Annotated in this window: 20 protein-coding genes; 13 read left to right on the top strand and 7 right to left on the bottom strand. The window is 27.7% G+C overall.

Features of this window, described 5'->3' with window-relative positions; translation table 11 throughout:
- Window positions 1–78 precede the first annotated feature (78 nt).
- The 3 genes from I2A66_RS00260 (at window position 79) to ptsP (ending at window position 3,574) form a co-directional block, all read left to right on the top strand.
- The gene (locus tag I2A66_RS00260) at window positions 79–1,296 is read left to right on the top strand and encodes a patatin-like phospholipase family protein (protein WP_122638468.1); all 1,218 of its coding nucleotides are present in this window, start codon (window positions 79–81) and stop codon (window positions 1,294–1,296) included.
- Between the two features lie 61 nt (window positions 1,297–1,357).
- A complete protein-coding gene (locus I2A66_RS00265) occupies window positions 1,358–1,618 on the top strand; it encodes an HPr family phosphocarrier protein (protein ID WP_122638467.1) in 261 nt (86 codons plus the stop codon).
- Window positions 1,619–1,861: 243 nt separating this feature from the next.
- Window positions 1,862–3,574: a phosphoenolpyruvate--protein phosphotransferase gene (gene ptsP / locus I2A66_RS00270; protein WP_122638466.1), complete on the top strand. Its 1,713-nt coding sequence runs from the start codon at window positions 1,862–1,864 to the stop codon at window positions 3,572–3,574.
- 119 nt (window positions 3,575–3,693) lie between these two features.
- Here ptsP and yeiL read toward each other — a convergent pair whose 3' ends face one another.
- Entirely contained in the window at window positions 3,694–4,377 is a 684-nt protein-coding gene (yeiL, locus tag I2A66_RS00275) for a transcriptional regulator YeiL (protein ID WP_122638465.1), read from the bottom strand.
- 122 nt (window positions 4,378–4,499) lie between these two features.
- Between yeiL and I2A66_RS00280 the strand changes: the two genes are divergently transcribed.
- On the top strand, window positions 4,500–5,489 hold the full coding sequence (locus I2A66_RS00280) for a BMP family lipoprotein (protein WP_330615434.1): 990 nt from the start codon (window positions 4,500–4,502) through the stop codon (window positions 5,487–5,489).
- A 69-nt stretch (window positions 5,490–5,558) separates the two neighbouring features.
- Here I2A66_RS00280 and I2A66_RS00285 read toward each other — a convergent pair whose 3' ends face one another.
- The 3 genes from I2A66_RS00285 to I2A66_RS00295 all read right to left on the bottom strand — a co-directional run bounded on the left by I2A66_RS00285 (window position 5,559) and on the right by I2A66_RS00295 (window position 7,176).
- Complete coding sequence (locus tag I2A66_RS00285; protein ID WP_122638464.1) at window positions 5,559–5,879, bottom strand: hypothetical protein; 321 nt, start codon at window positions 5,877–5,879, stop codon at window positions 5,559–5,561.
- Window positions 5,880–5,893: 14 nt separating this feature from the next.
- Window positions 5,894–6,022, bottom strand: coding sequence for a hypothetical protein (locus I2A66_RS17345; protein ID WP_279309959.1), 129 nt, complete (start codon window positions 6,020–6,022; stop codon window positions 5,894–5,896).
- Window positions 6,023–6,270: 248 nt separating this feature from the next.
- The gene (locus I2A66_RS00295; protein WP_147515634.1) at window positions 6,271–7,176 is read right to left on the bottom strand and encodes a DUF4097 family beta strand repeat-containing protein; all 906 of its coding nucleotides are present in this window, start codon (window positions 7,174–7,176) and stop codon (window positions 6,271–6,273) included.
- Between the two features lie 586 nt (window positions 7,177–7,762).
- On the opposite strand from I2A66_RS00295, the gene I2A66_RS00300 reads away from it, so the two are divergent.
- The 5 genes from I2A66_RS00300 (at window position 7,763) to I2A66_RS00320 (ending at window position 14,971) form a co-directional block, all read left to right on the top strand.
- On the top strand, window positions 7,763–8,206 hold the full coding sequence (locus I2A66_RS00300; RefSeq protein ID WP_122638461.1) for a MarR family winged helix-turn-helix transcriptional regulator: 444 nt from the start codon (window positions 7,763–7,765) through the stop codon (window positions 8,204–8,206).
- Between the two features lie 26 nt (window positions 8,207–8,232).
- Window positions 8,233–9,963 carry an ABC transporter ATP-binding protein gene (locus tag I2A66_RS00305; protein ID WP_147515633.1) on the top strand — a complete coding sequence of 577 codons (1,731 nt, stop codon included), beginning with the start codon at window positions 8,233–8,235 and terminating at the stop codon, window positions 9,961–9,963.
- Complete coding sequence (locus I2A66_RS00310; protein WP_207734703.1) at window positions 9,956–11,776, top strand: ABC transporter ATP-binding protein; 1,821 nt, start codon at window positions 9,956–9,958, stop codon at window positions 11,774–11,776. Before I2A66_RS00305 ends, I2A66_RS00310 begins: the two co-directional genes overlap by 8 nt.
- Window positions 11,777–11,952: 176 nt before the next feature.
- Window positions 11,953–13,923 (top strand): sensor histidine kinase, encoded by a 1,971-nt coding sequence (locus I2A66_RS00315; protein WP_195250755.1) that lies wholly within the window; start codon window positions 11,953–11,955, stop codon window positions 13,921–13,923.
- 598 nt (window positions 13,924–14,521) lie between these two features.
- Window positions 14,522–14,971 carry a flavodoxin gene (locus I2A66_RS00320; RefSeq protein ID WP_195250757.1) on the top strand — a complete coding sequence of 150 codons (450 nt, stop codon included), beginning with the start codon at window positions 14,522–14,524 and terminating at the stop codon, window positions 14,969–14,971.
- Window positions 14,972–15,055: 84 nt separating this feature from the next.
- Here I2A66_RS00320 and I2A66_RS00325 read toward each other — a convergent pair whose 3' ends face one another.
- Window positions 15,056–15,940, bottom strand: coding sequence for a LysR family transcriptional regulator (locus tag I2A66_RS00325; RefSeq protein ID WP_147515630.1), 885 nt, complete (start codon window positions 15,938–15,940; stop codon window positions 15,056–15,058).
- Between the two features lie 135 nt (window positions 15,941–16,075).
- Between I2A66_RS00325 and I2A66_RS00330 the strand changes: the two genes are divergently transcribed.
- Together I2A66_RS00330 and I2A66_RS00335 are read left to right on the top strand one after the other, a co-directional pair.
- Window positions 16,076–17,704, top strand: a complete 1,629-nt coding sequence (locus I2A66_RS00330; RefSeq protein ID WP_147515629.1) for an FAD-dependent oxidoreductase — start codon at window positions 16,076–16,078, stop codon at window positions 17,702–17,704.
- A 1-nt stretch (window position 17,705) separates the two neighbouring features.
- A complete protein-coding gene (locus tag I2A66_RS00335; RefSeq protein WP_195250759.1) occupies window positions 17,706–18,659 on the top strand; it encodes a 4Fe-4S binding protein in 954 nt (317 codons plus the stop codon).
- A gap of 129 nt (window positions 18,660–18,788) precedes the next feature.
- On the opposite strand, the gene I2A66_RS00340 is transcribed toward I2A66_RS00335, so the two are convergent.
- Together I2A66_RS00340 and I2A66_RS00345 are read right to left on the bottom strand one after the other, a co-directional pair.
- Window positions 18,789–19,349: a hypothetical protein gene (locus tag I2A66_RS00340; protein ID WP_147515627.1), complete on the bottom strand. Its 561-nt coding sequence runs from the start codon at window positions 19,347–19,349 to the stop codon at window positions 18,789–18,791.
- 109 nt (window positions 19,350–19,458) lie between these two features.
- Window positions 19,459–20,214, bottom strand: coding sequence for a glycerophosphodiester phosphodiesterase (locus tag I2A66_RS00345; RefSeq protein WP_195250760.1), 756 nt, complete (start codon window positions 20,212–20,214; stop codon window positions 19,459–19,461).
- Window positions 20,215–20,448: 234 nt separating this feature from the next.
- Between I2A66_RS00345 and brnQ the strand changes: the two genes are divergently transcribed.
- Both brnQ and I2A66_RS00355 read left to right on the top strand, forming a co-directional pair.
- Entirely contained in the window at window positions 20,449–21,753 is a 1,305-nt protein-coding gene (brnQ, locus tag I2A66_RS00350; protein ID WP_195250762.1) for a branched-chain amino acid transport system II carrier protein, read from the top strand.
- Window positions 21,754–21,816: 63 nt separating this feature from the next.
- Window positions 21,817–22,203 (top strand): YkvA family protein, encoded by a 387-nt coding sequence (locus I2A66_RS00355; RefSeq protein ID WP_147515624.1) that lies wholly within the window; start codon window positions 21,817–21,819, stop codon window positions 22,201–22,203.
- The last annotated feature ends 46 nt before the right edge of the window (window positions 22,204–22,249 follow it).

Genomic DNA, 22,249 nt, shown 5'->3' on the forward strand with positions numbered 1-22,249 from the left:
TGAATAAAGTTTATGGTAAAATATAATTAAATTTTTAGAAAAGTATATATCTTTCTAAGAATAGATACAGGTGGTAATATGAAGGGTTTAGTTTTAGAAGGTGGAGGCACTAAAGGTGCATACCAAATAGGCGCTTATAAAGCCCTAAAAGAGCTTGGAGTTGAATTTCAAGGCGTATCAGGTACATCTATAGGAGCTTTAAATGGTGCTTTTATAATTCAAAATGATATTGAAATAATGGAAGATATCTGGAGAAATTATGATTATACTAGTTTTATGAATATAGATGAAGAAACATATGAAAAATATAAAGACTTGGATTTTACTGCAAAAAACTTTAATGTTGTAATAGAATTAATAAATAAAGCAAGAAAAAATCAAGGTATAGACATAACACCTTTAAGAGAAATGCTTGAAAAGAATATTAATGAGGAAGCTATTAGAAATTCTAATAAAGATCTTGGTATCGTTACCGTACATTGGGATAAAAAGTTTAAACCTCATCAGCTTTTTCTTGAAGATATACCAGAAGGTAGACTGGTAGACTACTTAATTGCAAGTTCAAGTCTTCCAATATTTAATTTGGAAAAGATGGATGACAAGCTTTATTTAGATGGGATGTTCTCAGATAATATACCAGTAAAGCTTTTAGTTGATCGAGGCTATGATGATATAGTTGTTATTAGATTAGTGGATGATTTTCTTGGCAAAATGAACTTAAATAAGTTTAATGATAAAGATATAAACATAAAAATAATAGTTCCATCAGAACCTTTAGGCGGATCTTTAAATAAAGATAAAGAAATAGTTGAAAAAAATATACTTTTAGGTTATCTTGATACTATGAAGGCTTATGATAGATATGAAGGAGTTAAATATTACTTCAATCTAGATTATAGATATGATGAAGACTATTGTTTCGAAAAATTTAAAAACTTAAAAAAAGAAACTATAGAAGATTTGTGTAAAACACTTGGAATAAAAAGAGAAGCATCTCGTAGAACATTATTTGAAAATGTTATACCAAAAATAGGTGAAGTATTAAATCTTCCCAAAGAATTTTCATATAAGCAATTATTTTATTCAGTGTATGAGCAAAAGCTTCAAGAAAACGGTATTAATCGTGTAAACCTGTATGATTTTTCCAAATTATTAGGTACAGTTCATAAAAACTATAAATCTAATAGTAATAGTGAAGAAATTAACGAAAATAAAGCGATTATACCTGTATCAAAAAGTAAATTACCTAAGGTTGTAACCTATCAAATTATAGGTGACTTTAAAAGCCAAGGATAATTATATAAAGCTAATAAAGTAAATAAATACTTTAATTATAAATATTTTGGAGGTTCAAAAGATGGAAAAGATAGTAAGTATAAAAAATGCAAGTGGGTTACATGCTAGACCAGCAGGAATGTTTGTTAAGAAAGCTGCTGAATTCAAAGCTACAGTAGAAGTTATAGCTAAAGGAAAAACTGTAAATGCTAAATCTATAATGGGAATAATGAGCTTAGGATTAGGTAAAGGTGATGAATTAACAATATCTGCTAAAGGTGAAGATGAAGAAGCTGCTGTTAATACTTTAGTTGAATTAATAGAAGGTGGATTTGGAGAGTAATAATTAGTCTCTTAAAATTAGAGAGTTATATGCTTATTGACAAGTGGGTGACATATAAAATATCGCACATGCAGCTGAAAAGATGCTGCGAATGTACGATATTTTATATGTTCACCCTTTGCTAGTAAATTTATAGCTCTGATAATTTTAATAGATTAAGTTATTACTTTTGTATTTATAGTGAGGAATAACGAAAAGGAATTTATATATAACAACAGGTTATTTTTTAGGAGGAATATTACTATGTTTAGAGGAACAGGGGCGTCTCCAGGGATTGCTATAGGAAAAGTATTAGTTGTAGAACACAGTGAGTTAGAAATAGAAAAAAAGTCTATTACTAATGTTGATGAAGAAGTTGCTAAGCTTGATAAAGCTGTTGAAATATCAAAAGAAGAGTTAACTAAGGTTAAGGAAAAGGCTTTAGTTGAACTTGGAGAACATGAAGCTCAAATATTCGAATCTCATTTATTAGTTTTAGAAGATCCAGAATTAATAGATACTGCTAAAGCTAAGATACAAGATGAGTTAGTTAATGCTGATTTTGCATTAAAAGAAATAAGAGATATGTTCGTAGGTATGTTCGAATCTATGGATAATGAATATATGAGAGAAAGAGCAGCAGATATAAAAGACGTTACTAATAGAATAATAAGACATTTAGTAGGGGCTAAAATAGTTGATTTAGCAGCTTTAGAAGAAGAAGTTATTTTAGTTGCTCATGACTTAACACCATCAGATACAGCTACTATGAATAAATCTAAGGTGTTAGGATTCTTAACTGATATAGGTGGAAGAACTTCTCATACTGCAATAATGGCAAGAACTTTAGAAATAGCTGCAGTAGTAGGTCTTACAGATATGACTACTAAAGCTAAAGATGGAGACTTTATAGTATTTAATGGAGATACAGGGGAAGTAATATTAAATCCTGACGAAGAAACTATAGCTAAATATACTCAATTAAAAAATGAGTTTGAAGAATATAGAAAATCATTAGAATTATTAAAAGGGAAATCTTCAGTAACTTTAGATGGTAGACATGTAGAGTTAGCTGGAAATATAGGAAGTCCAAAGGATGTTGAAGGTCTTATAAAGAATGATGCTGAAGGTGTTGGTCTTTATAGAACAGAGTTCTTATATATGGATAAAGAAGATGCATTCCCAACTGAAGAAGAGCAATACGAAGCTTATAAAGCAGTTTTAGATGGAATGAATAATAAGCCTATAGTAATAAGAACATTAGATATAGGTGGGGATAAAGAATTACCATACTTTGAAATGGAAGAAGAAATGAATCCATTCTTAGGATACAGAGCTATAAGAATATGTTTAGATAGAAAAGATATATTCAAAACTCAATTAAGAGCTTTATATAGAGCTAGTGTACATGGTACTTTAAGAATAATGTTCCCAATGATATCATCTTTAGAAGAACTTTTAGCTGCTAAAGAAGTAGTTGAAGAAGTTAAAGGTGAATTAAAAGCTGAAGGAATAGCTTTTGCTGATAATGTAGAAGTAGGTATGATGATAGAAATACCATCTGCTGCTGTTATATCTGATATATTAGCAAAACACGTTGATTTCTTCTCAATAGGAACTAACGATTTAATACAATACACTTGTGCAGTTGATAGAATGAACCAAAAGATAAGTTATCTTTACAACCAATTCAACCCAGCTGTACTTAGACTTATAAAAACAGTTATAGATAATGCTCATAAAGAAGGTAAATGGGTAGGAATGTGTGGAGAATCTGCAGGAGATCAAAGAATGATACCAATACTTCTTGGATTTGGTCTTGATGAGTTTTCTATGTCACCAATATCTATACTTCCAGCTAGAAAGTTCATAACTTCTGTAAATTATGAAGATATGAAGAAGTTTGCTGATGAAGTATTATCTATGGGGAAAGCTGAAGAAATAAAAGCTCACGTAGAGAAAACTTTTAATATGTAATAGATTCCCTCAACGGCCGGGGGCAAAATCAAAAAATCCTAGACTAGCAGCTGGAAAAATGCTGCGAAAGTCTAGGATTTTTTTGATTTTGCTCCCTTTGCCTAATGTTTGCGAATATATTACTGATATAAATCTCCTGCTAGTTTTTCTAGTTTTTTTATGTTTAGGATTGTTATGTCTTTTCCGTCTTTTTTTATTATTTTTTCACTGCAGAATTTATCTAGTACTCTCAGTAGGTGTCTGTAGCTTGTGCCTAGTTGTTCTGATATTTGGGTTAGGGTATCAGAACTGTTGTCATATCCTTCTTCTGTTGAGTATGTTGCTAGGATGTAACTTGCTAGTCTGTTTTCTAGTGGATATAGCATGTTTATTGAACTTGATAGTGACGCACTTGATAGTTTGAACGCTAGCTGTCTACATGTATATGATAAAAATTTTGCATCGTTTAAAGCTACTTTTTCTATTATTTCCCTTGGTATCGCTAAGCATAGGCAGTCTTTTATTGCTTGTATGTTGCAGTCTATTGTTGTGTTGTTTAGTATTTCTGTATCACCTATTATTTGTATTGGTGAGTAGAATCTAATTAGTAAGGATTTTCCGTTTGGTGCGCTTATATAAACTTTTGCTCTTCCTTTTAAAAAGAAATATAGGTGATTTAACTCTTCACCTGACGAACAAATATGTTCTCCTTTTTTAAAGTGATATAATTCCATGTACTTAGTCATATCTGTATTGAACATTTCATTTATATTGCATTTATTTATATAGTAATTTAATTTAGATTCATTATCTATTTTAAACATTTTTTAATTCTCCTAAAAAAATATTCGATAATATGACAAATGTCATATTATGTCGCTGTCACTATCTGATATTATAACAAAGCGGGATAAATGTAAATAGTATTTACTAGGAGGAATAGTACGTGAAGAAAATATTATGCTTATGTACAACTTTAATGCTAGCTATGTTAGCTTTAGTAGGTTGCTCAAGCTCAAATGAAAGTAATGATGATAAAATAAAAGTAATCATGGTAACAAGTGTTGGTGGAGTAAATGACCAAAGTTTTAACCAATCATCTTGGGAAGGTTTACAACAAATAAAAAAAGATTTCGATAATATAGAAGTAAGTTATATAGAATCAAAGCAAGAAGCTGAATATGCAGCTAATTTAGAAACAGCTGTTGATGATGGTGCTGATTTAATATTAGCAACAGGTTTCCCATTACAAGATGCAGTATTAAAAGCAGCTAAAGATTATCCAGAGCAAAAGTTTGCTATAGTTGATGTTGATTATGGTGATGAGACTCCTGATAATGTTGCTTGTATATCATTTGCAGAAGAACAAGCAGGATATGTTGTTGGTTTAGTAGCAGGTAAGGAAACTAAAACTAATAAAGTTGGATTTATTGGTGGAATGGATAATGTAGTTATAGAGAGGTTTGAAGCTGGATACAAGGCTGGAGTAGCTGAAGCTAACCCAGATTGTGAAGTTAAAGTTCAATATGCAAATACTTATTCAGATCAAGCTAAAGGAAAATCAATAGCTCAACAAATGTATTCTAATGGAATAGATATAATATTCTCTGCAGCAGGTGATACTGGTGTTGGTGCAATAGAAGCAGCTAAAGAGCAAAATTTATTTGCAATAGGTGTTGATAGAGACCAAAGTAGTTTAGCTCCAGAAAACATACTAACTTCAGCAATGAAGAAAGTTAATGAAGGTGTTTACAATGCAGTTAAATTATTAGCTGAAGATAAATTTACAGGTGGAACAACTTTAAGATATGGATTAGAAGATAACAGTATAGGATTAGCTCCAACTACTGATAACTTATCTGAAGAAACATTAAACTATGTAAATGGAAAAATAGAAGAAATAGTAAATGGAAAAATAATAGTTCCAAATAAATAGGAAATTATTTTATATATGTAATAATAATTAAAAAAAGTATATCTGCAAATGCAGGTATACTTTTTTATTTTAATATGGACAATCTGGACATCCGTGCCCACAACACATGCTAAGTTCCATATTTTTAGGTGTAATATGAATGTTATTATTTTCATCTAAGTCTATTTTAATATCACCATATTGCATATATTCATATTGACTTAATAAAAATGTAAGATCATCTATTTTATAAACTAAATCATCATCTTTTGGAGAATCTAAAGTCATATTAAAATTAGGACCTTCAAATCCAACGCCAGAAAAATAAATTCTTATGTTATTTCCAACGCCATTAAGTTCTTTTATCTTATTTTTTATATTAAAAAGAGATTTATCATCTATTGCAATCATTAAATAATCCTTTCTTAATGTCCGCAGCCAGAGCAACCTCCACCGCAACCATCATCGTTAGAATTTTCAGGAGATACTTTAAATCCATAACCAGTGTCTTTTATCATCATATCTCCATATTGCATATAATCAGATTTACTCATTATAAAATGAATATTATCTACAGTATATGTTTCATCATCACTTCTTTGCTCATCCAGAGCAAGGCCAAAAGATGGCCCACCTCAACCAATGCCTGCAAAATAAACTCTTATTTTTGCATCAGGATTTTTATCTTTTAAAACATCTTTTAAAGCTAGAGTAGCTTTTTCATCTAAAGTTACCTTCATTTATTTCATTCCTTTCTAAAAATATATTTATAAGTATTATTCCTAAATCTGCTTATAGATATTTAATAATTTTTGTTTATTTTTATATCCCCACATCCACATTTTACTTTTAATATATTTTTAGGATTTTTACCAATACTATTAGACTTGAAGTCTGTATCAACTTCACCTATATCACAAGAAGTATCTAGTAAAAGTTTATTTTCCTTTTGTATATTAACAGTAATATCACCTATACTTGATGATAATTCTGTATTTCCAGTTAAATTAGAGATACCACATTTTATATCACCAGTAGTAATATTTATATACCCTTGACCTAGTAAAGTTGAAACATCTACAGAACCAGTATTTAATCCTATACCATAACTATTTGCAGATAAGTAGTTTATATTCATATCTCCTGTACTACTTTCAGCTATAAATGATTTACAATTTACATTTTTATCTATATTAACATCTCCAGTAGATAAATAAATTTCAAGATTTTCTAAGTTTAAATCAGATGTAAAATTAATATCACCAATAGAAAGAGTAACATTTAAGTTTTTATTATAAGAAGAAGGTAAGTAAATTAAAAGTTCTCTTTTAAATGACTTAGCAACTGAATTTATATCTAGTTTTGAATTTCTGTAAATATTTATTGAATTATCGCCTTCTTCTATTTTTAATTGCTCCTTTTCAGATAACTCTCTATTGCATTTTTCAACTATTTTAATTTTATCTTCTGTATTTTCAAGGAATGTAACATCATCAACATCTAGGTCTAAATTTATGTCATTTATATTTTTTAAGCTTAATTTACTTTCAGATACAACGTTTAAATCTTTACTATAATTAATATAATTAGATTTTATAGCACTAAAAACTTCTTGCTGGGAATCTTTTGAATTTGTGAAAACACAAACTAAACCAAGTGTTATTGCAGAACAAAAAATCATTTTAAAAATATTAAATCTTCTTCTCATATTCTTTCTCCTCTTTAGTAATAAAAGTAAGCCTTCATAACTTATCCTATTAAGGCTTCTATTAAAAAAATAATCTATGAGTATGACTATATAATTTATAAACAAGTAAAGCACAACAATAGAAATATATATAAATTAAGATATACATTTTCTTATTTTGTATTATTTACTATATTCATATTTATAGTCATATAAATTGTGATGAAAATATTTATTTTTATTGTCTGAAATATAAAGCATAACTGAAATGATGTATTTATTTTTAAGATTTATTTTAGATAAGATTAGAATTTATTAGGTCATTAAAAATTTTTTGAGATTTAAGCTTGTCTATAATAGAATAGTATTTTAATATTAGCTAAATGTCAATTTATTACAGAAACAAATGTAATAAATTTTACTATTTCTTTTATTTATAATAGGAAGTATAACTATATTATATATATTAGGTAAAATATACATGTTGAATAAAACATAATAATAGAAATGATAATTATTTACAATACAATTTTATTATGATATTATATTAAACGTTAGAGTGCTAATGATTAGCCATCTAATTAATTTTAGAAATGGAGTAAAACAAATGAAAAAAAATCATATAAGACCAAATACATTACATTCTACTTTAATGAAATTACATAGAGCTCATAAAAAAAGAGCTAGTCACATGTTTAAAGAAGTAAACTTAACAGAAGGTAAACCAAGGCTTTTAGATTTCTTAGTTAATAATTCAGGTTGTAGTCAAAGAGAATTAGCAAAGTATTGCAAGATAGAACCAGCTACAGCTACAAGTATATTAGCAGGAATGGAAAAAGAAGGACTTATATATAGAGAGAGAAATGCTAATGACAAGCGCATCTTAAATGTATTTCTAACAGAAAAGGGTATAGATGCACAAAAAAAAGTTGAAAAAGTATTTTTAGAGTTAGATGATATTTGCTTTGAAGGTTTTAGTGAAGAAGAAAAGTTAGAAACTATAAAAATATTAAATAAATTACATGACAATTTAATTAAGCACAAAGAGTAAATTTTAATAAGTAAGGAGAGATTGAATTGATAAAATTACTGAAATATCTAAAAGGTTCAGCAGTAGTATGTGCAATTTTAGCACCTTTAGCAATGTGCTTAGAAGTTGCAATGGACTTACTACAACCAACGCTTTTGTCAAATATAATAGATATTGGTGTTGCTAATGGTGATTTAAATTACGTATTAGTAGTAGGTATAAAGATGGTAATTGTTGCAGTAATAGGATTATTTGCAGGAGCAGCATGTTCTTATTTAGCAGCAGTAGCATCGATGAAATTAGGAGAAGGTGTAAGAGAAGGTCTATTTAATAAGATACAAACTTTATCATTCTTAGAATTAGATAAATTAAAAACATCCTCATTAATAACAAGACTTACAAATGATGTAACTCAGCTTCAAATGATGATGAATATGTCACTTAGAATGATGGTAAGAGCGCCACTTACAGCAATAGGTGGTTTAGTTATGGCTATAATTTTAAGTAAACAATTAGCAAGTATTTTCATAGTAGCATTACCAATAATACTTGTTTCAATTTTATTTATAATAAAAAAATCATTGCCACTATTTACATCAGTACAGCAAAGAATAGATAACATAAACACAGTAATGCGTGAGAGTATACTTGGTGTTAAGGTTATAAAAGCATTTGCTATAGAAAAAACACAAGGTGAAAGATTTAATGAAGCTAATGACAACTTAACTAATGAAAGTATAGCTTCACAAAATATGAACTTAATACTTTGGCCAATCGCTACATTAATAATGAACTTAACAGTAGTAGCAGTACTTTGGTTTGGTGGAAATATGGTTAATAATGGAGACCTTGAAATTGGTAAGATAATGGCATTTATAAATTACTTACTTCAAATAATGGGTTCTGTAGTTATGGTAATAAATATAATGCTTACATTTTCAAGAGCAAGTGCATCAGCTACTAGAATAAATGAAGTTTTTGAAACTGAAAGTAGTATAAAAGATAAAGAAGATAATGTTGATGTAGAAAACTTTGATATAGAGTTTAAAAATGTTTACTTTAGATACAATGAGCACAGTGAAAATGTATTAGAAGATATATCATTTAAAGCTAAACAAGGAGAAACTATAGGAATTATAGGTTCAACTGGTTGTGGAAAGAGTTCATTTGTAAACTTAATTCCAAGACTTTATGATGCAACAGAAGGTGAAATCTTAATAGGTGGAACTAATATTAAAAATATAAAATTAAATCATCTTAGAGATAACATAGGTATAGTTCTTCAAGAAAGTATATTATTTGGAGGAACTATAGAAAGTAACTTAAGATTTGGAAAAAATGATGCAAACAACTTAGACATGGAAAGTAGCGCCAAAGATGCTCAAGCTTATGAGTTTATAATGAACAAAGAAAATACTTATAAAAGTGAAGTAGAACAAAGGGGGAAAAACTTATCTGGAGGACAAAAGCAACGTTTATCAATTGCTAGAACTTTAATAAGAGACCCTAAAATATTTATAATGGATGATTCATCAAGTGCATTAGATATGGCAACAGAAGCTAAACTTCAAAATTCTATAAAAAATAGAATGAAAGACTCTACAGTACTTGTAATAGCTCAAAGAATATCTGGAGTTATGGATGCAGATAAGATTATAGTTATGGATGATGGAAGAATTTCAGATATAGGAACACATGATGAATTACTAAGAAGAAATGACATATACAGAAGTATAGCTGTTTCACAATTAGGTGAGGAGGTGCTAAAAGTTGTCTAGTAAAGGAATTTCTTTAGATAGACCTGGAAGAGGTCCAGGAATGCACATGGTAAAAAGTAATGAAAAATTAAATAACCCAAAAGAAGCAATAAACAGGTTATTAAAGTATATAGGAGGTAAAAAAGGTTCTTTAGTATTAATATTTGTATTCTGTGTAATAACAACAATCGTTAGTATATTAGGAACTAAATTAAATGGAGATATAGTAGATAAGTATATAGCAGTAGGAGATATAAGTGGTTTATATAGAATTTGTATTGTGCTTATAGGAATGTATGTTGTAGCAACCGTATCTACATTTATTCAAAATAGATTAATGGTTAGTATAGCTCAAAAAACCTCTGCAGATATAAGAAAAGATTTATATTCAAAAATGCAACACTTACCATTAAGCTACTATGATACTCACTCAAGTGGAGATTTAATGAGTAGACTTACAAATGATATAGACAATATAAATATGACTTTATCTCAAAGTATAACTCAGTTAATATCAGGAGTTATAAATATAGTTGGTATGCTTATAGCAATGCTTATGTTAAGTCCCAGTTTAACAATAATAGGACTACTAACTGTTCCTATAACAATATTTGGAACAAGAAGCATAATGAAATATACTCAACCTTTATTTATAAAAAAGCAAAGAGACTTAGGTAAACTAAATGGATATATAGAAGAAATGGTATCTGGTCAAAAAGCAGTACTTTTATTTGGTCAAGAAGAAAATGTTAAAGAAGAATTTAATAACATAAATCAAAGTATAACTAAAAGTGCAATACTTGCAGATGCACTTTCAGGTTGTATGGGACCATTAAATAACTTTATAAACAACTTAACATACTTAGTACTTGCAGTATGTGGTGGTGTATTTATATTAAAAGGAATGAATATAACAGTTGGTGTAGTATTTTCAATAATACTTTATATGAGAAACTTCAATCAACCAATAAATCAAATTCTTAATATATCAAACTCACTTCAAGGAGCTTTAGCTGGTGCTGAAAGAGTATTTGAAGTTATGGATGAAAATCCAGAAAAAGATAAAGAAGATGCAATACATGTAAATGACTTACAAGGTGAAGTCAAATTAAAAGATGTAGAGTTCTCTTATAATAAAGATAAAAAGATATTAAATAAAATTAGTTTAGATGCTAATAAAGGTCAAACTATAGCAATAGTAGGTCCAACTGGTTCTGGTAAAACTACTGTTATAAACTTATTAAATAAATTCTATAACATTGATAGTGGTACTATAACTATAGATGGAAAAAACATAGATGATTTTAGCATGGAAAGTTTAAGAAAATCAGTAGCAGTTGTATTACAAGATACTTATCTTTTCTCTGTTAGTGTTCGTGAAAACTTAAGATATGGAAACTTAAATGCAAGTGATGAAGAAATAATTAAGGCTGCTAAACTTGCCAATGCACATCATTTTATAATGCAACTTGAAGATGGATATGATACAGTACTTTCTGATAATGGAAGTAACTTATCTCAAGGTCAAAGACAGTTACTTGCAATAGCAAGAGCGATACTTTCAAAATCATCAATACTTATACTTGATGAAGCAACTTCGTCAATAGATACAAGAACTGAAGTTGAAATACAAGAAGCTATGGTTAACTTAATGAAAGGAAAAACTACTTTCATAATTGCTCATAGATTAAGTACTATAAGAAATGCAGATAAGATTCTTGCTCTAAAAGATGGAGAGATAATAGAAGAAGGAAATCATGATAAGTTACTTGAGTCTAATGGATTCTATGCTAACTTATATAATAGTCAATTTAGAAGTGGATTAAGTATATAATTTTATAAAAATAGGTGTAATTAATATTACGCCTATTTTTATTTTTAAAATATTATTTTTTATAATTTAGGAAACTCAAACTTTTTTGAATTTTTATAATTTTGATTAACCATAAATTTCTTTTTTTGATATAATAGAAAATAGTCGTTAAATGTATAATAAAGGGATAAATAAAAATGGAAAAGATAAAAGGTGAAATAATAAAGGTATTATTAGTGTATTTATTTGTATTTCTAAGCAGCACAGATGCTAGTGCAGAAAATAGGCAAAAAGTTTTATATATAAGTTCAGGATCTCCTACATATACAGGTACTCAAAGTCAAATGCATGGGTTTGATGATTTTTTAAGAGATGATTATGAAATATACTATGAGTATATGAATACATTTAAATATCCAAAATTAGAGCGAGAAGAATCATTTTACTCCTTATTAAAATATAAACTTGAGGTGTATCCGGATTTTGATGCAGTTGTATTTGTTGATGATATTGCTAGTTCATTTGGGTTAAAACATAAAGAATTATTTGGGGAAAGTAAGTTATTTTTATCCAGTGTATTAGATGAAAGAATAGTTGAATATTCAAAGAATAATGGGATTGAATGTGTAATTAAAGAGTTTAAGCCTATTGTAGATAATGTAAATCTTATAGGTCAAATATATAGAAATACTAGAAGTATGAAAACTTTGACCTTAATTACAGGACCTGAAGATATATATAAAGAAGAAATTGATGAATTTTATTCATTAAAGGAAAAATTTCCAAGGTTGAAGTTTGAAAATAAAACGCTAGGATTTAAGAGTGAAGAAGAACTACAGGATGCTTTATCAGAATACTCAAAAGGAAAAGACATTATATTATTTTATATGCCAAATAGTTCAGCTTCATCACAGGATGTAAAAAATACAGAAACAAAACTATGGTCAGCTAATCAAATTTTGAATTGTATAAAAAATGTAACCAATGCACCAATATTTACAACTATTCGTGAAGGTATAGAATATGGAATGTTAGGTGGATATACTACAGACTTTTACAAGATGGGTAAGGTTACAGGAGAGGTAGTAAAGGATTCTCTAGAATCTACTGGTAAATATAACAGTTTAGTAGAAGGTAAGGAAACTAGTACTTTAATATTTAATCAAAAACAAATGACTAAAAACTTTATAAGTAAGTTACAATTACCTGACGATGCTGAATATATATATGAAGCAGAAGAATTTATAGACGCTTATACAGAAGAGCTTATTACAGCTATTATTACATTTCTTATACTTTGTTTAATAATAGCATTTTTAATTAATCAACAAAAAATAAATAAAGATATAAATAAAAAGTTACAGGAATCTAAAGAAATAGCTGAAAAGGCCAATGAAGCTAAAAGTAATTTTATAACTAATATAAGTCATGAATTAAGAACACCCGTTAATGTAATATCATCATCATCACAACTTATAAAGAGAAATCTTGAAATTAAAGGAGAAATAAACAAAGAAAGTTTAATTTCTAATATTAATATGATACAACAAAACTCTTCAAGATTAATAAGACTTATAAATAATATTATAGATGTTACAAAATCAGATAAGGGTTCTAGCTGTATAAACCTTCAAAATACAGAAATCATAAGTCTTATAGAAGATACTGTTCTTTCAGTAGTTCCATTTGCTGAAAATAAAAACTTAAACTTAATTTTAGATACTGATGTAGAAGAGCTTATTATGGCAGTAGATATAGATAAGATAGAAAGAATTATACTTAACTTACTTTCAAATGCAATAAAATTTTCTTATGATAAAGGAACAATCTTAACTCATATAGGAATAGAAGAAGATAATTTAATTTTTAGCGTAGAAGACGAAGGTATAGGAATAAAAGAAGAAAGTTTATCGAAAATATTTGAAAAATTTGTACAAATAGATGATAGCCTTACAAGACTAAATGAAGGTAGTGGTATAGGATTAGCTATAGTAAAATCATTTGTAGATTTACATAATGGATCTATAGATGTAAAATCAGAATATCAAAAAGGAAGCAAATTTACTATTAAGTTACCTATAAAGAAAATTGAATCATCAAAAATAATATATAGTTCAAATATAGAAACTAAAAATACAATAGCTGAACTTTCAGATATATATTTTTAATTAGTTAAATTTAATAAGAATGGCATACATAAAATTTATGTATGCCATTCTTATTAGTTTTTTATTTAGCAATTCTTTTGTTGATATAGGCAATTAAATTTGTAATAGTAAAACCTATAAATAGTAAAAATAAAATTAATAAACAAGATATACTTAAAAATAAATTCATTGTCCCAAATACAATATACCATTCAGTGCAGGACAGTTTAAATGTAAAAAACTCTATAAGTGTAGATATAATACTAGAGATAATTATGACTAAGCTTATAATCATAATATATTTACTATAACTTAATCTTATATTTTTAAATTTACCCGTATCTCTACTTGTGTTTAATTTAGATAACACTCTACTAAATAAAAAACCAAGCACTCCAAATAAAAATATTAGAAAATAAATTTCATACATAAATATCCCCCTAAAGTACTGTAGATATACAGTATACAATAGATTGGGGAAATATAGAATATATAATTTAAAATGATAAGTAAAATCTATTGAAAATAAATATCAAAAAATACTTGACGTAGAGAAGATAAATAGCTATTATAAAATTAAGATGATAATGATTATCATTAATAAAAAGGAGGGCAAGATATGAGTAATAGAGTAAATATAATATACTGGAGTGGAACAGGTAATACAGAATTAATGGCTAAGTCAATTTACGATGGAAGTAAGGGTAGCGAAAATGTTAAGCTACTTTCAGTTGAAAATGCTAGTTTAGATGATGTAAAGGAAGCAGATATATTATTTTTAGGATGCCCATCTATGGGAAATGAAGAGTTAGAAGAAACAGAAATGGAACCATTTATGGAAAGTATATCAAATGATATAAGCGGTAAAAAGATTATATTATTTGGTTCATACGGATGGGGCGATGGTGAATGGATGCAAGATTGGGAAGAAAGAGTTAAAAAGTGTGGAGGAATCTTAGTTGAGCAAAGCATAATCTGTAATGAAGGTCCATCAAGTGAAGATATAGAAAACTTTACCAGCTTAGGTAAAAAATATACTTTATCAGTAGAAGCAAAGCAAGTTAATTAAATATAGAGTAGACATATAAATATCCATACTTATAAAATTAATTAATTTTATAAGTATGGATATTTCATTTACACAATAATTAAACTAAGTACTCATTAGAAAGTTATAAAAATTAGTATAATCATTAGTAAATATAGACTCTTTTAAAAAGATAAAATTAAATTCATGAGATAAAGACATATTATTTATATCTAATATTATTAATTCATTTCTTTCAATTTCTTTTTTTGCGGCTTTTTCATACATTATGGAAATGCCTAGGTTGTCTTTAACTAATTCTTTAATTACACTTATATTTCCAATTTCAATAACATGATTAAAGTTTCTATAAGAATAGTTGTTTTCATAAAGATACATTGTAAAAATTTCTCTACTTCCAGAACCTTTTTCTCTTAAAATTAATGTCTCGTTACATAAGTCTTCAAATGTAATTGATTTTTTATAAGATAATTTATTTAAAGGAGAAGCAACTACAACTAAATTCTCCTTACTAATAGGGTAAGTATTATAATCAGATTTATTAAAATGACCTTCAATTATTGCAAAATCTATACTACCTTTATTCAAGCTGTGAAGTAAATACTTTGTATTGTTTACAATCATAGAAATATTATTATTTGGATATAACTTAAGATATTTCTTTAAATAGGGAGTTAAATAAAACTCTCCAATAGTTCGAGTTGCACCAAAAACTAAGGACTTGCTTTTACTTTGATAATCTTTCAAATGGTGTTCTATATTAGTAGACATTGTTTGGAGTTTTTGAATAGAGCATAAAAAATCATATCCTTCTTCTGTTAAACTAAGTTTCTTACTAATATAGTTAAAAAGTTTTAAATTATATTTTTCCTCTAAATACTTTATATGTTGACTAACTGCTGGTTGAGTTATAGACAAGTTTTTAGCTGTTTTTGTATAGCTTTTAGTATCACATAAATCTATAAATGTTTTTAATCTAAAATCAATCATACCACTTCCCCCTATAAGAAAATTGTATATAAGAAGAATTTATAAATCAATAAATATTTATAATTTTACATTATATAAAAACCTAACTACAATTAAAGTAAATAATGATTAAAAAAATCTAAAAGGGTGATAAAAATGGATATTTTAGTTATAGGTGGTGTTGCAGCTGGTACTAAAACTGCTGCAAAATTAAAAAGAGAAAATAGAGATTTTAATGTAACTATTATTACAAACGGAAAAGATATATCATATGCAGGATGTGGCCTTCCATATTATGTAGGTGGAGTAATAGAAAATAAAGAAAGTCTTATAGTTAATACTCCGCAAACTTTCGAAAAACTTACCCAAGTAAAGGTTATTACAAATACACAAGCTCTAAAAATAAATAGAGATAAAAAAACTGTTAATACAAAAAATATTATAACAAATGAAGAAAAGGAATTTTCATATGACAAATTAGTTATAGCAACTGGAGCAAGTCCAATAAAGCCTAATTTGGAGGGGATAGATTTAGAAGGAATTTATTATGTAAGAACTCCAGAAGATGCAATTAACTTAAGAAGTATTATAGAAAAAGAAGATATAAAAAGAGCAGTAGTCGTTGGTGGTGGATTTATAGGTCTTGAAATAGCAGAAAACCTTTTTGAAAATAATATTAAAACTACTATAATAGATGCCAATGAAAACATACCTCCAGGTTTTGATAAAGAGGTATCATCATACATACAAGAAAGATTAATAGATGAAGGAATTATGGTACTTACAGATGAAAAAGTAACTTCTATAATAGGAGAAAAAAGAGTAAGTAAAATTAAAACAGATAAAAGAGTTATGAAAGCTGATTTAGTAGTAATGAGTGTAGGGATAAGACCTAATTCAAAAATAGCTAAAGATTGTGGATTAAGCTTAGAAAAAAATAAAACTATAAGTGTAAACTATAACATGCAAACAGATGATGAGGATATATTTGCAGTAGGTGATTGTGCATGTGTAAAAAATATAATAACTAATGAAAGTACTTGGTCACCAATGGGATCATCAGCTAATAAAGAAGGTAGATGCGTAGCAAGGACTATAGCAGGAAAAGAAAGTAGATTTAAAGGAGTACTTGGAACTTCAATTGTTAAAATATTAGATATAAGTGCAGCAAGAACTGGCCTTACTGAAAAAGATGCAATAGCTTTAGGTCATAATGTTGAAAGTGTAATAGTTCCACTAGATGATAAAGCTCACTATTATCCAGGTGCAGGATTATTATTTATAAAATTAATAGCTGATAAAAATACTGAACAGGTACTTGGAGCTCAAGTATTTGGAAAAGGTAGTGTAGATAAGCAAATAGATACAATTGCAACAGCTATTCACTTTAAAGCTAAGGTAAGTGATTTACAAGATTTAGACTTAGCATACGCACCACCATTCTCAACAGCAATATCTCCAGTAGGTCATGTTGCTAATGTTTTATTAAACAAGATTTATGAAAGTGTAAATATAATAAAATTTGAAGATTTTATAGAAAATCAAGATAGTTATAAAGTTGTTGATGTAAACAAAGCTCCAAGTATAGAAGATGCTATGTATGTAAATTTAACTGATATAGATGGTAAGGTAGATGGACTTGAATATGATGACAAAATATTATTAGTATGCCAAAGAGGGAAAAGAGCATATTTAACTTACAACAGAATGGAATATTACGGATATAAAAACTTAAGTATATTAGAAGGTGGATTATCACTAAACAAAGAAATGGGGGATTTATAAAATGGCAATTAAACCAAAAATAAGTGCAGAACAAAGAAAAGCAGTAAAGAGCCAGGGATTTTTATCAAACAATGATGGAGTACATTTTTCTTGTAGAGTAGTAACTGAAAATGGAGCTTTAAATGTAGACCAATTACAAAATGTATGTGATGTAGCAAGAAAATATGGAAATGGAAATGTATCACTTACGACTAGATTAACATTAGAAGTACCTGGCATAGAATTTGAAAATATAGAAAATGTAAAAGAGCATTTGGCAAAAGATGGTCTTAAATCAGGGGGAACAGGATCAAGAGTAAGACCAGTAGTACCATGCAAAGGTACTGTCTGTACATTTGGACTTTATGATACACAAAAGTTAGGAACAGAATTACATGAACAATTTTATAATAGGTATTATGATGTAAAACTACCACATAAATTTAAAATAGGAATAGGTGGATGTCCAAATAACTGTATAAAACCAAGTTTAAATGATTTTGGACTGATAGGTCAACATGTACCTAAGTACGATGAAGACATGTGCTCAGGATGCAAAAAATGTGCAGTAGAAGCTTCTTGTAAAATAGGAGCTGCGAAAGTAGTCGATGGAAAACTAATTATAGACAAAGATAAATGTAACAACTGCGGTTTATGCATAGATAAATGTCATTTTGATGCAATAGAAGGTGGAAAAGAAGGTTTAAAAGTAATACTGGGAGGAAAATGGGGGAAACTTTCAAGACCAGGAACTCCAATAAAAGGAATATATTCAATAGAAGAAGTAAAAGAAATCCTAGAAAAAACCATATTACTATACAGAGAACAAGGTAAAACAGGTGAAAGATTTGGAGATATGATAGACAGAATAGGATTTGAAAAAATAGAAGATGAAATACTAAACGGAAACATACTAGAAAGAAAAGAAGAAATATTAAACGCAGACCTTCATTTAGTAGGAGGAGCAACATGCTAATAATATTCGGATAGACGGATGAATTAGCTTGGAGGTATATGATTTTAAGTCATGCAGTTGAAAAGATACTGCAAATGACTTAAAATTCATATATCCTCCTGCACTAATTCATCCTGAACAATCCGAATATTAATTAACCTTTTTATATATGATAGGATCTTCGAAGCCGAAGGTCTTTTTGTTGTTTTTATAGAAAATCTCGCTTACGTATAAAGTGTTGTTTTCTATTTTTTCTTTTAATATAAATTTTGTTACTGGTGAAAACATACTAGTACTTTCTCCAGTAAATACTCCATTATCTTCGTTATATATCATTGGATTAAACTTTTCTGATTTTACAAGCTCATTATAGTCCATTATTAGATTTTCATTGTCATTTCTAAAATCTTCTTTTGATACATTGTTAGGCAATTCATAGGATTCTAGTACAACTTTATTATCTTCATTTAATGTGAATAAGAATAAATGAGGAAGTATGTTTTGTCTACCACCTTGATCATAATAACTTTCTTCTATTACGAAGTAGCCATTAAAATCTTTTGGTAAGTTTTTTATTTTGCTATTACAAACCCCATTGATATGTTTTGCTTTTGGATGTGTTATATTTCCGTTTTCTTCTTGATTTCTTATTTGTTCATCATTATTAAAGTTACCACATAAATTTTCTACAAAAACTTCTAATACGTTCATAGTTATATATCCTCCGATAATCTTTAAAACTTATTATATTTATAAATAATTTAAACAAAATAAGTATCCAATATACTGATAGCTAAATTATTTATTAAATAATGTACTCCTAATTATTGATATTGTCAACTTTATTTTTATCTAATACTTTTTTCATTAAAATAGGATAATTTGTAAATATACCATCTACATTGAGTTTAATCATTTTCTTCATTAAACAAGGAAAATTTATTGTATACACAAAGACTTTTAAATTATTTTTATGTGCTAATTCAACTATTTCTTTTGAAGCTAGTTTTCTACTTATGTGAATGCTATAAACATTTAACTTTTTTGCATGATCAGCTACGTTATTTTCTGGATAATAGTCTTTCTTGTTTAAATAAAGAGCTCCATATTTTATTTTAGAGTTAAGATTTTGAAAATCTTTTATACATTTATGATTAAAACTTGAGATTAAAACTCTATTTTCTAGATTATATTCTTGAATTAATTTAAGTACATCTTCTTCTAAATGATAGTTAAACACATTAGTTTTTGCTTCTATATTTAAAATACAATTAGTGTTTTTTATAAGTTCGAAAACTTCTTCTAAGGTAGGGACTTTGCAAAGTTCATTATTTCTATATTTAAGCTGTTTACATTTGAAGCTTTTTAAATCTTCTAAATTATAATCTTTAATTAAGCCTTTACCTTTAAAAGTACGCTTAACGTCTTCATCGTGAATAACTACTAATTTACCATCTTTAGATTTATGAACATCTAATTCAATTCCATAAATAGATAGTTTTAAAGCTTCTTGAAAGGATAAAATTGTATTTTCAGGATAGCGACCTCTATAACCTCGATGAGCAAAGATTATCATAAAACCTCCTACAATAAAAATATTATAAATTTTATTTCTATTATATAAATTATATACTAATAAATTAAAAAATTACAATTTAATATATATATAAATGGGTATGTAATATTATCACAAGAAAAAAATGATTTCTATAATTTGTAAAAAGTTGACTTAAATTACTTATGAATGTATAATTATATATACTTTAAATTTATTAAATATTTTGAAAATTAAAAAGGGGAGGTTAAGTATATGAAAAAAAGCGTAGACACGCTAGTAGTAGGATTTGCCCTATTCTCTATGTTTTTCGGAGCAGGAAATTTATTATTCCCTCCATATTTAGGGCTTGTATCAGGTGAAAGTTGGCTAACTTCACTTGGTGGATTTGTGCTAGCTGATGTAGGATTAGCTTTACTAGTATTGCTAGCTGTAGTAAAAGGAACTGGAAAATTAGAAAGTGTATTAAACAGAGGTGGCAAGGGACTAGCTGCTATAATAGGTGCATCAGCAGTTTTATGTATAGGTCCACTTTTAGCTATACCAAGAACAGCAGCAACTACATATGAAATGGGTATACAACCAATGTTAAATTCATCAGGAAATATAGCACCAATAATAGCTTCTATAGCATTCTTTGGTTTAACATTATTACTTACAATAAGACCATCTAAGGTTGTTGATATAGTAGGAAAAGTTTTAACGCCATTATTAATATTATCTCTTATAACTTTAATAGTACTTGGAATAATAAATCCTATTGGAGAAATAAGCCCAGATGTTATGATAAGTAATAACTTATTTGCAGAGGGAGTTTCTCAAGGTTATTTAACAATGGATGCATTAGCAGCAGGAGTTTTTGCAGGAGTAATAATAAATGCAATAACAAGCAAAGGATATAATAGAGCAGATGAAAAAGTAAAATTAACTATAAAGTCAGGATTAGTTGCGGCAGTAGCACTAGCAGTTATATATGGTGGACTTACTTATTTAGGTGCAACACTATCGACTAAGCTTGATGTAGAAACACCACAAGCACTATTAATGGTTGAAATAACTTCAGCTTTACTTGGTAACCCAGGAAAAATATTATTATGTGTAATAGTATCTTTAGCTTGTTTAACAACATCTATAGGTTTAACTTCAGCTACTGGAGAGTATTTCTCAAATGTTACAAAAGGAAAATTAAAATATGAAACTATAGTTATTGCAGTCTGTGTATTTAGTGCAATTGTATCAAACTTTGGAGTTGGAACAATAATAAAATTCTCAGCACCAATACTTGAAATAGTTTATCCAGTGCTTATGGCATTAGTATTATTATCATTATCATTTTCAAGAGTTAGAAATGATAATATATTTAAATTTGCAGCGTATACTACATTAGTAGTTAGTTTATTAAGTGTAGCAAATGGATTATGGGGCATAGCTCCATTTATGACAAAACTACCACTAGCTTCACTAGGATTTAACTGGATACTTCCAGCAATAGGAGGAGCAATAGTTGGCTCTTTAGTAAAAGATAAGAAATCATCAAGTTTATTAAATGATATTGGATAGTATTTATATAAGATACTTTATAATGTATAATAAAAGTTAAATTATATATTATAGGAGTAGAAAATGGAAAAATTAGCATATATATTAAATTTATTGCTAGATAAATTAAAAAAGATTTTAGTAAGATTTAAAAATTCTAAATTTGGATTACTTTTTATAGTTAATATTTTTAAAATACCAGATTTTATGACTGATAATAGAGTTAGTATAATTAGCAAACTTAAGGTTGTTTTTTCTATTGCTGTGACGGTTTTATACTTTGTATCAGCGATTGACTTTATTCCAGAGGTATTTTTAGGGGCATTTGGACTTGCTGATGACGCACTTGTTTTACTTTGGAGTCTTGGAATTATTAGTGAAGAAATAGAAAAATATAAATCTATGATAAAAGGAACTAAAGATCCAAATATAATAGAAAATGTTGATTTTGAAATAAAAGATGATGAGTAAAAGATAAATTAAGATAAAATTAAAAAATGTATCAACTACTTTTATA

Source organism: Romboutsia sp. 1001713B170207_170306_H8, from assembly GCF_015550495.1.
Classification (GTDB): domain Bacteria; phylum Bacillota; class Clostridia; order Peptostreptococcales; family Peptostreptococcaceae; genus Romboutsia_E.

What these genes read in the sequence shown, in the direction of transcription:
- I2A66_RS00330 (WP_147515629.1), top strand. Translation starts at nt 16,076, where the DNA reads ATGGATATTTTAGTTATAGGTGGTGTTGCAGCTGGTACTAAAACTGCT.
- brnQ (WP_195250762.1), top strand. Translation starts at nt 20,449, where the DNA reads ATGAAAAAAAGCGTAGACACGCTAGTAGTAGGATTTGCCCTATTCTCT.
- ptsP (WP_122638466.1), top strand. Translation starts at nt 1,862, where the DNA reads ATGTTTAGAGGAACAGGGGCGTCTCCAGGGATTGCTATAGGAAAAGTA.
- I2A66_RS00285 (WP_122638464.1), bottom strand. Translation starts at nt 5,879, where the DNA reads ATGATTGCAATAGATGATAAATCTCTTTTTAATATAAAAAATAAGATA.
- I2A66_RS00320 (WP_195250757.1), top strand. Translation starts at nt 14,522, where the DNA reads ATGAGTAATAGAGTAAATATAATATACTGGAGTGGAACAGGTAATACA.
- I2A66_RS00315 (WP_195250755.1), top strand. Translation starts at nt 11,953, where the DNA reads ATGGAAAAGATAAAAGGTGAAATAATAAAGGTATTATTAGTGTATTTA.
- I2A66_RS00260 (WP_122638468.1), top strand. Translation starts at nt 79, where the DNA reads ATGAAGGGTTTAGTTTTAGAAGGTGGAGGCACTAAAGGTGCATACCAA.
- yeiL (WP_122638465.1), bottom strand. Translation starts at nt 4,377, where the DNA reads ATGTTTAAAATAGATAATGAATCTAAATTAAATTACTATATAAATAAA.
- I2A66_RS17345 (WP_279309959.1), bottom strand. Translation starts at nt 6,022, where the DNA reads ATGAGTAAATCTGATTATATGCAATATGGAGATATGATGATAAAAGAC.
- I2A66_RS00295 (WP_147515634.1), bottom strand. Translation starts at nt 7,176, where the DNA reads ATGAGAAGAAGATTTAATATTTTTAAAATGATTTTTTGTTCTGCAATA.
- I2A66_RS00335 (WP_195250759.1), top strand. Translation starts at nt 17,706, where the DNA reads ATGGCAATTAAACCAAAAATAAGTGCAGAACAAAGAAAAGCAGTAAAG.
- I2A66_RS00345 (WP_195250760.1), bottom strand. Translation starts at nt 20,214, where the DNA reads ATGATAATCTTTGCTCATCGAGGTTATAGAGGTCGCTATCCTGAAAAT.
- I2A66_RS00340 (WP_147515627.1), bottom strand. Translation starts at nt 19,349, where the DNA reads ATGAACGTATTAGAAGTTTTTGTAGAAAATTTATGTGGTAACTTTAAT.
- I2A66_RS00325 (WP_147515630.1), bottom strand. Translation starts at nt 15,940, where the DNA reads ATGATTGATTTTAGATTAAAAACATTTATAGATTTATGTGATACTAAA.
- I2A66_RS00265 (WP_122638467.1), top strand. Translation starts at nt 1,358, where the DNA reads ATGGAAAAGATAGTAAGTATAAAAAATGCAAGTGGGTTACATGCTAGA.
- I2A66_RS00355 (WP_147515624.1), top strand. Translation starts at nt 21,817, where the DNA reads ATGGAAAAATTAGCATATATATTAAATTTATTGCTAGATAAATTAAAA.
- I2A66_RS00300 (WP_122638461.1), top strand. Translation starts at nt 7,763, where the DNA reads ATGAAAAAAAATCATATAAGACCAAATACATTACATTCTACTTTAATG.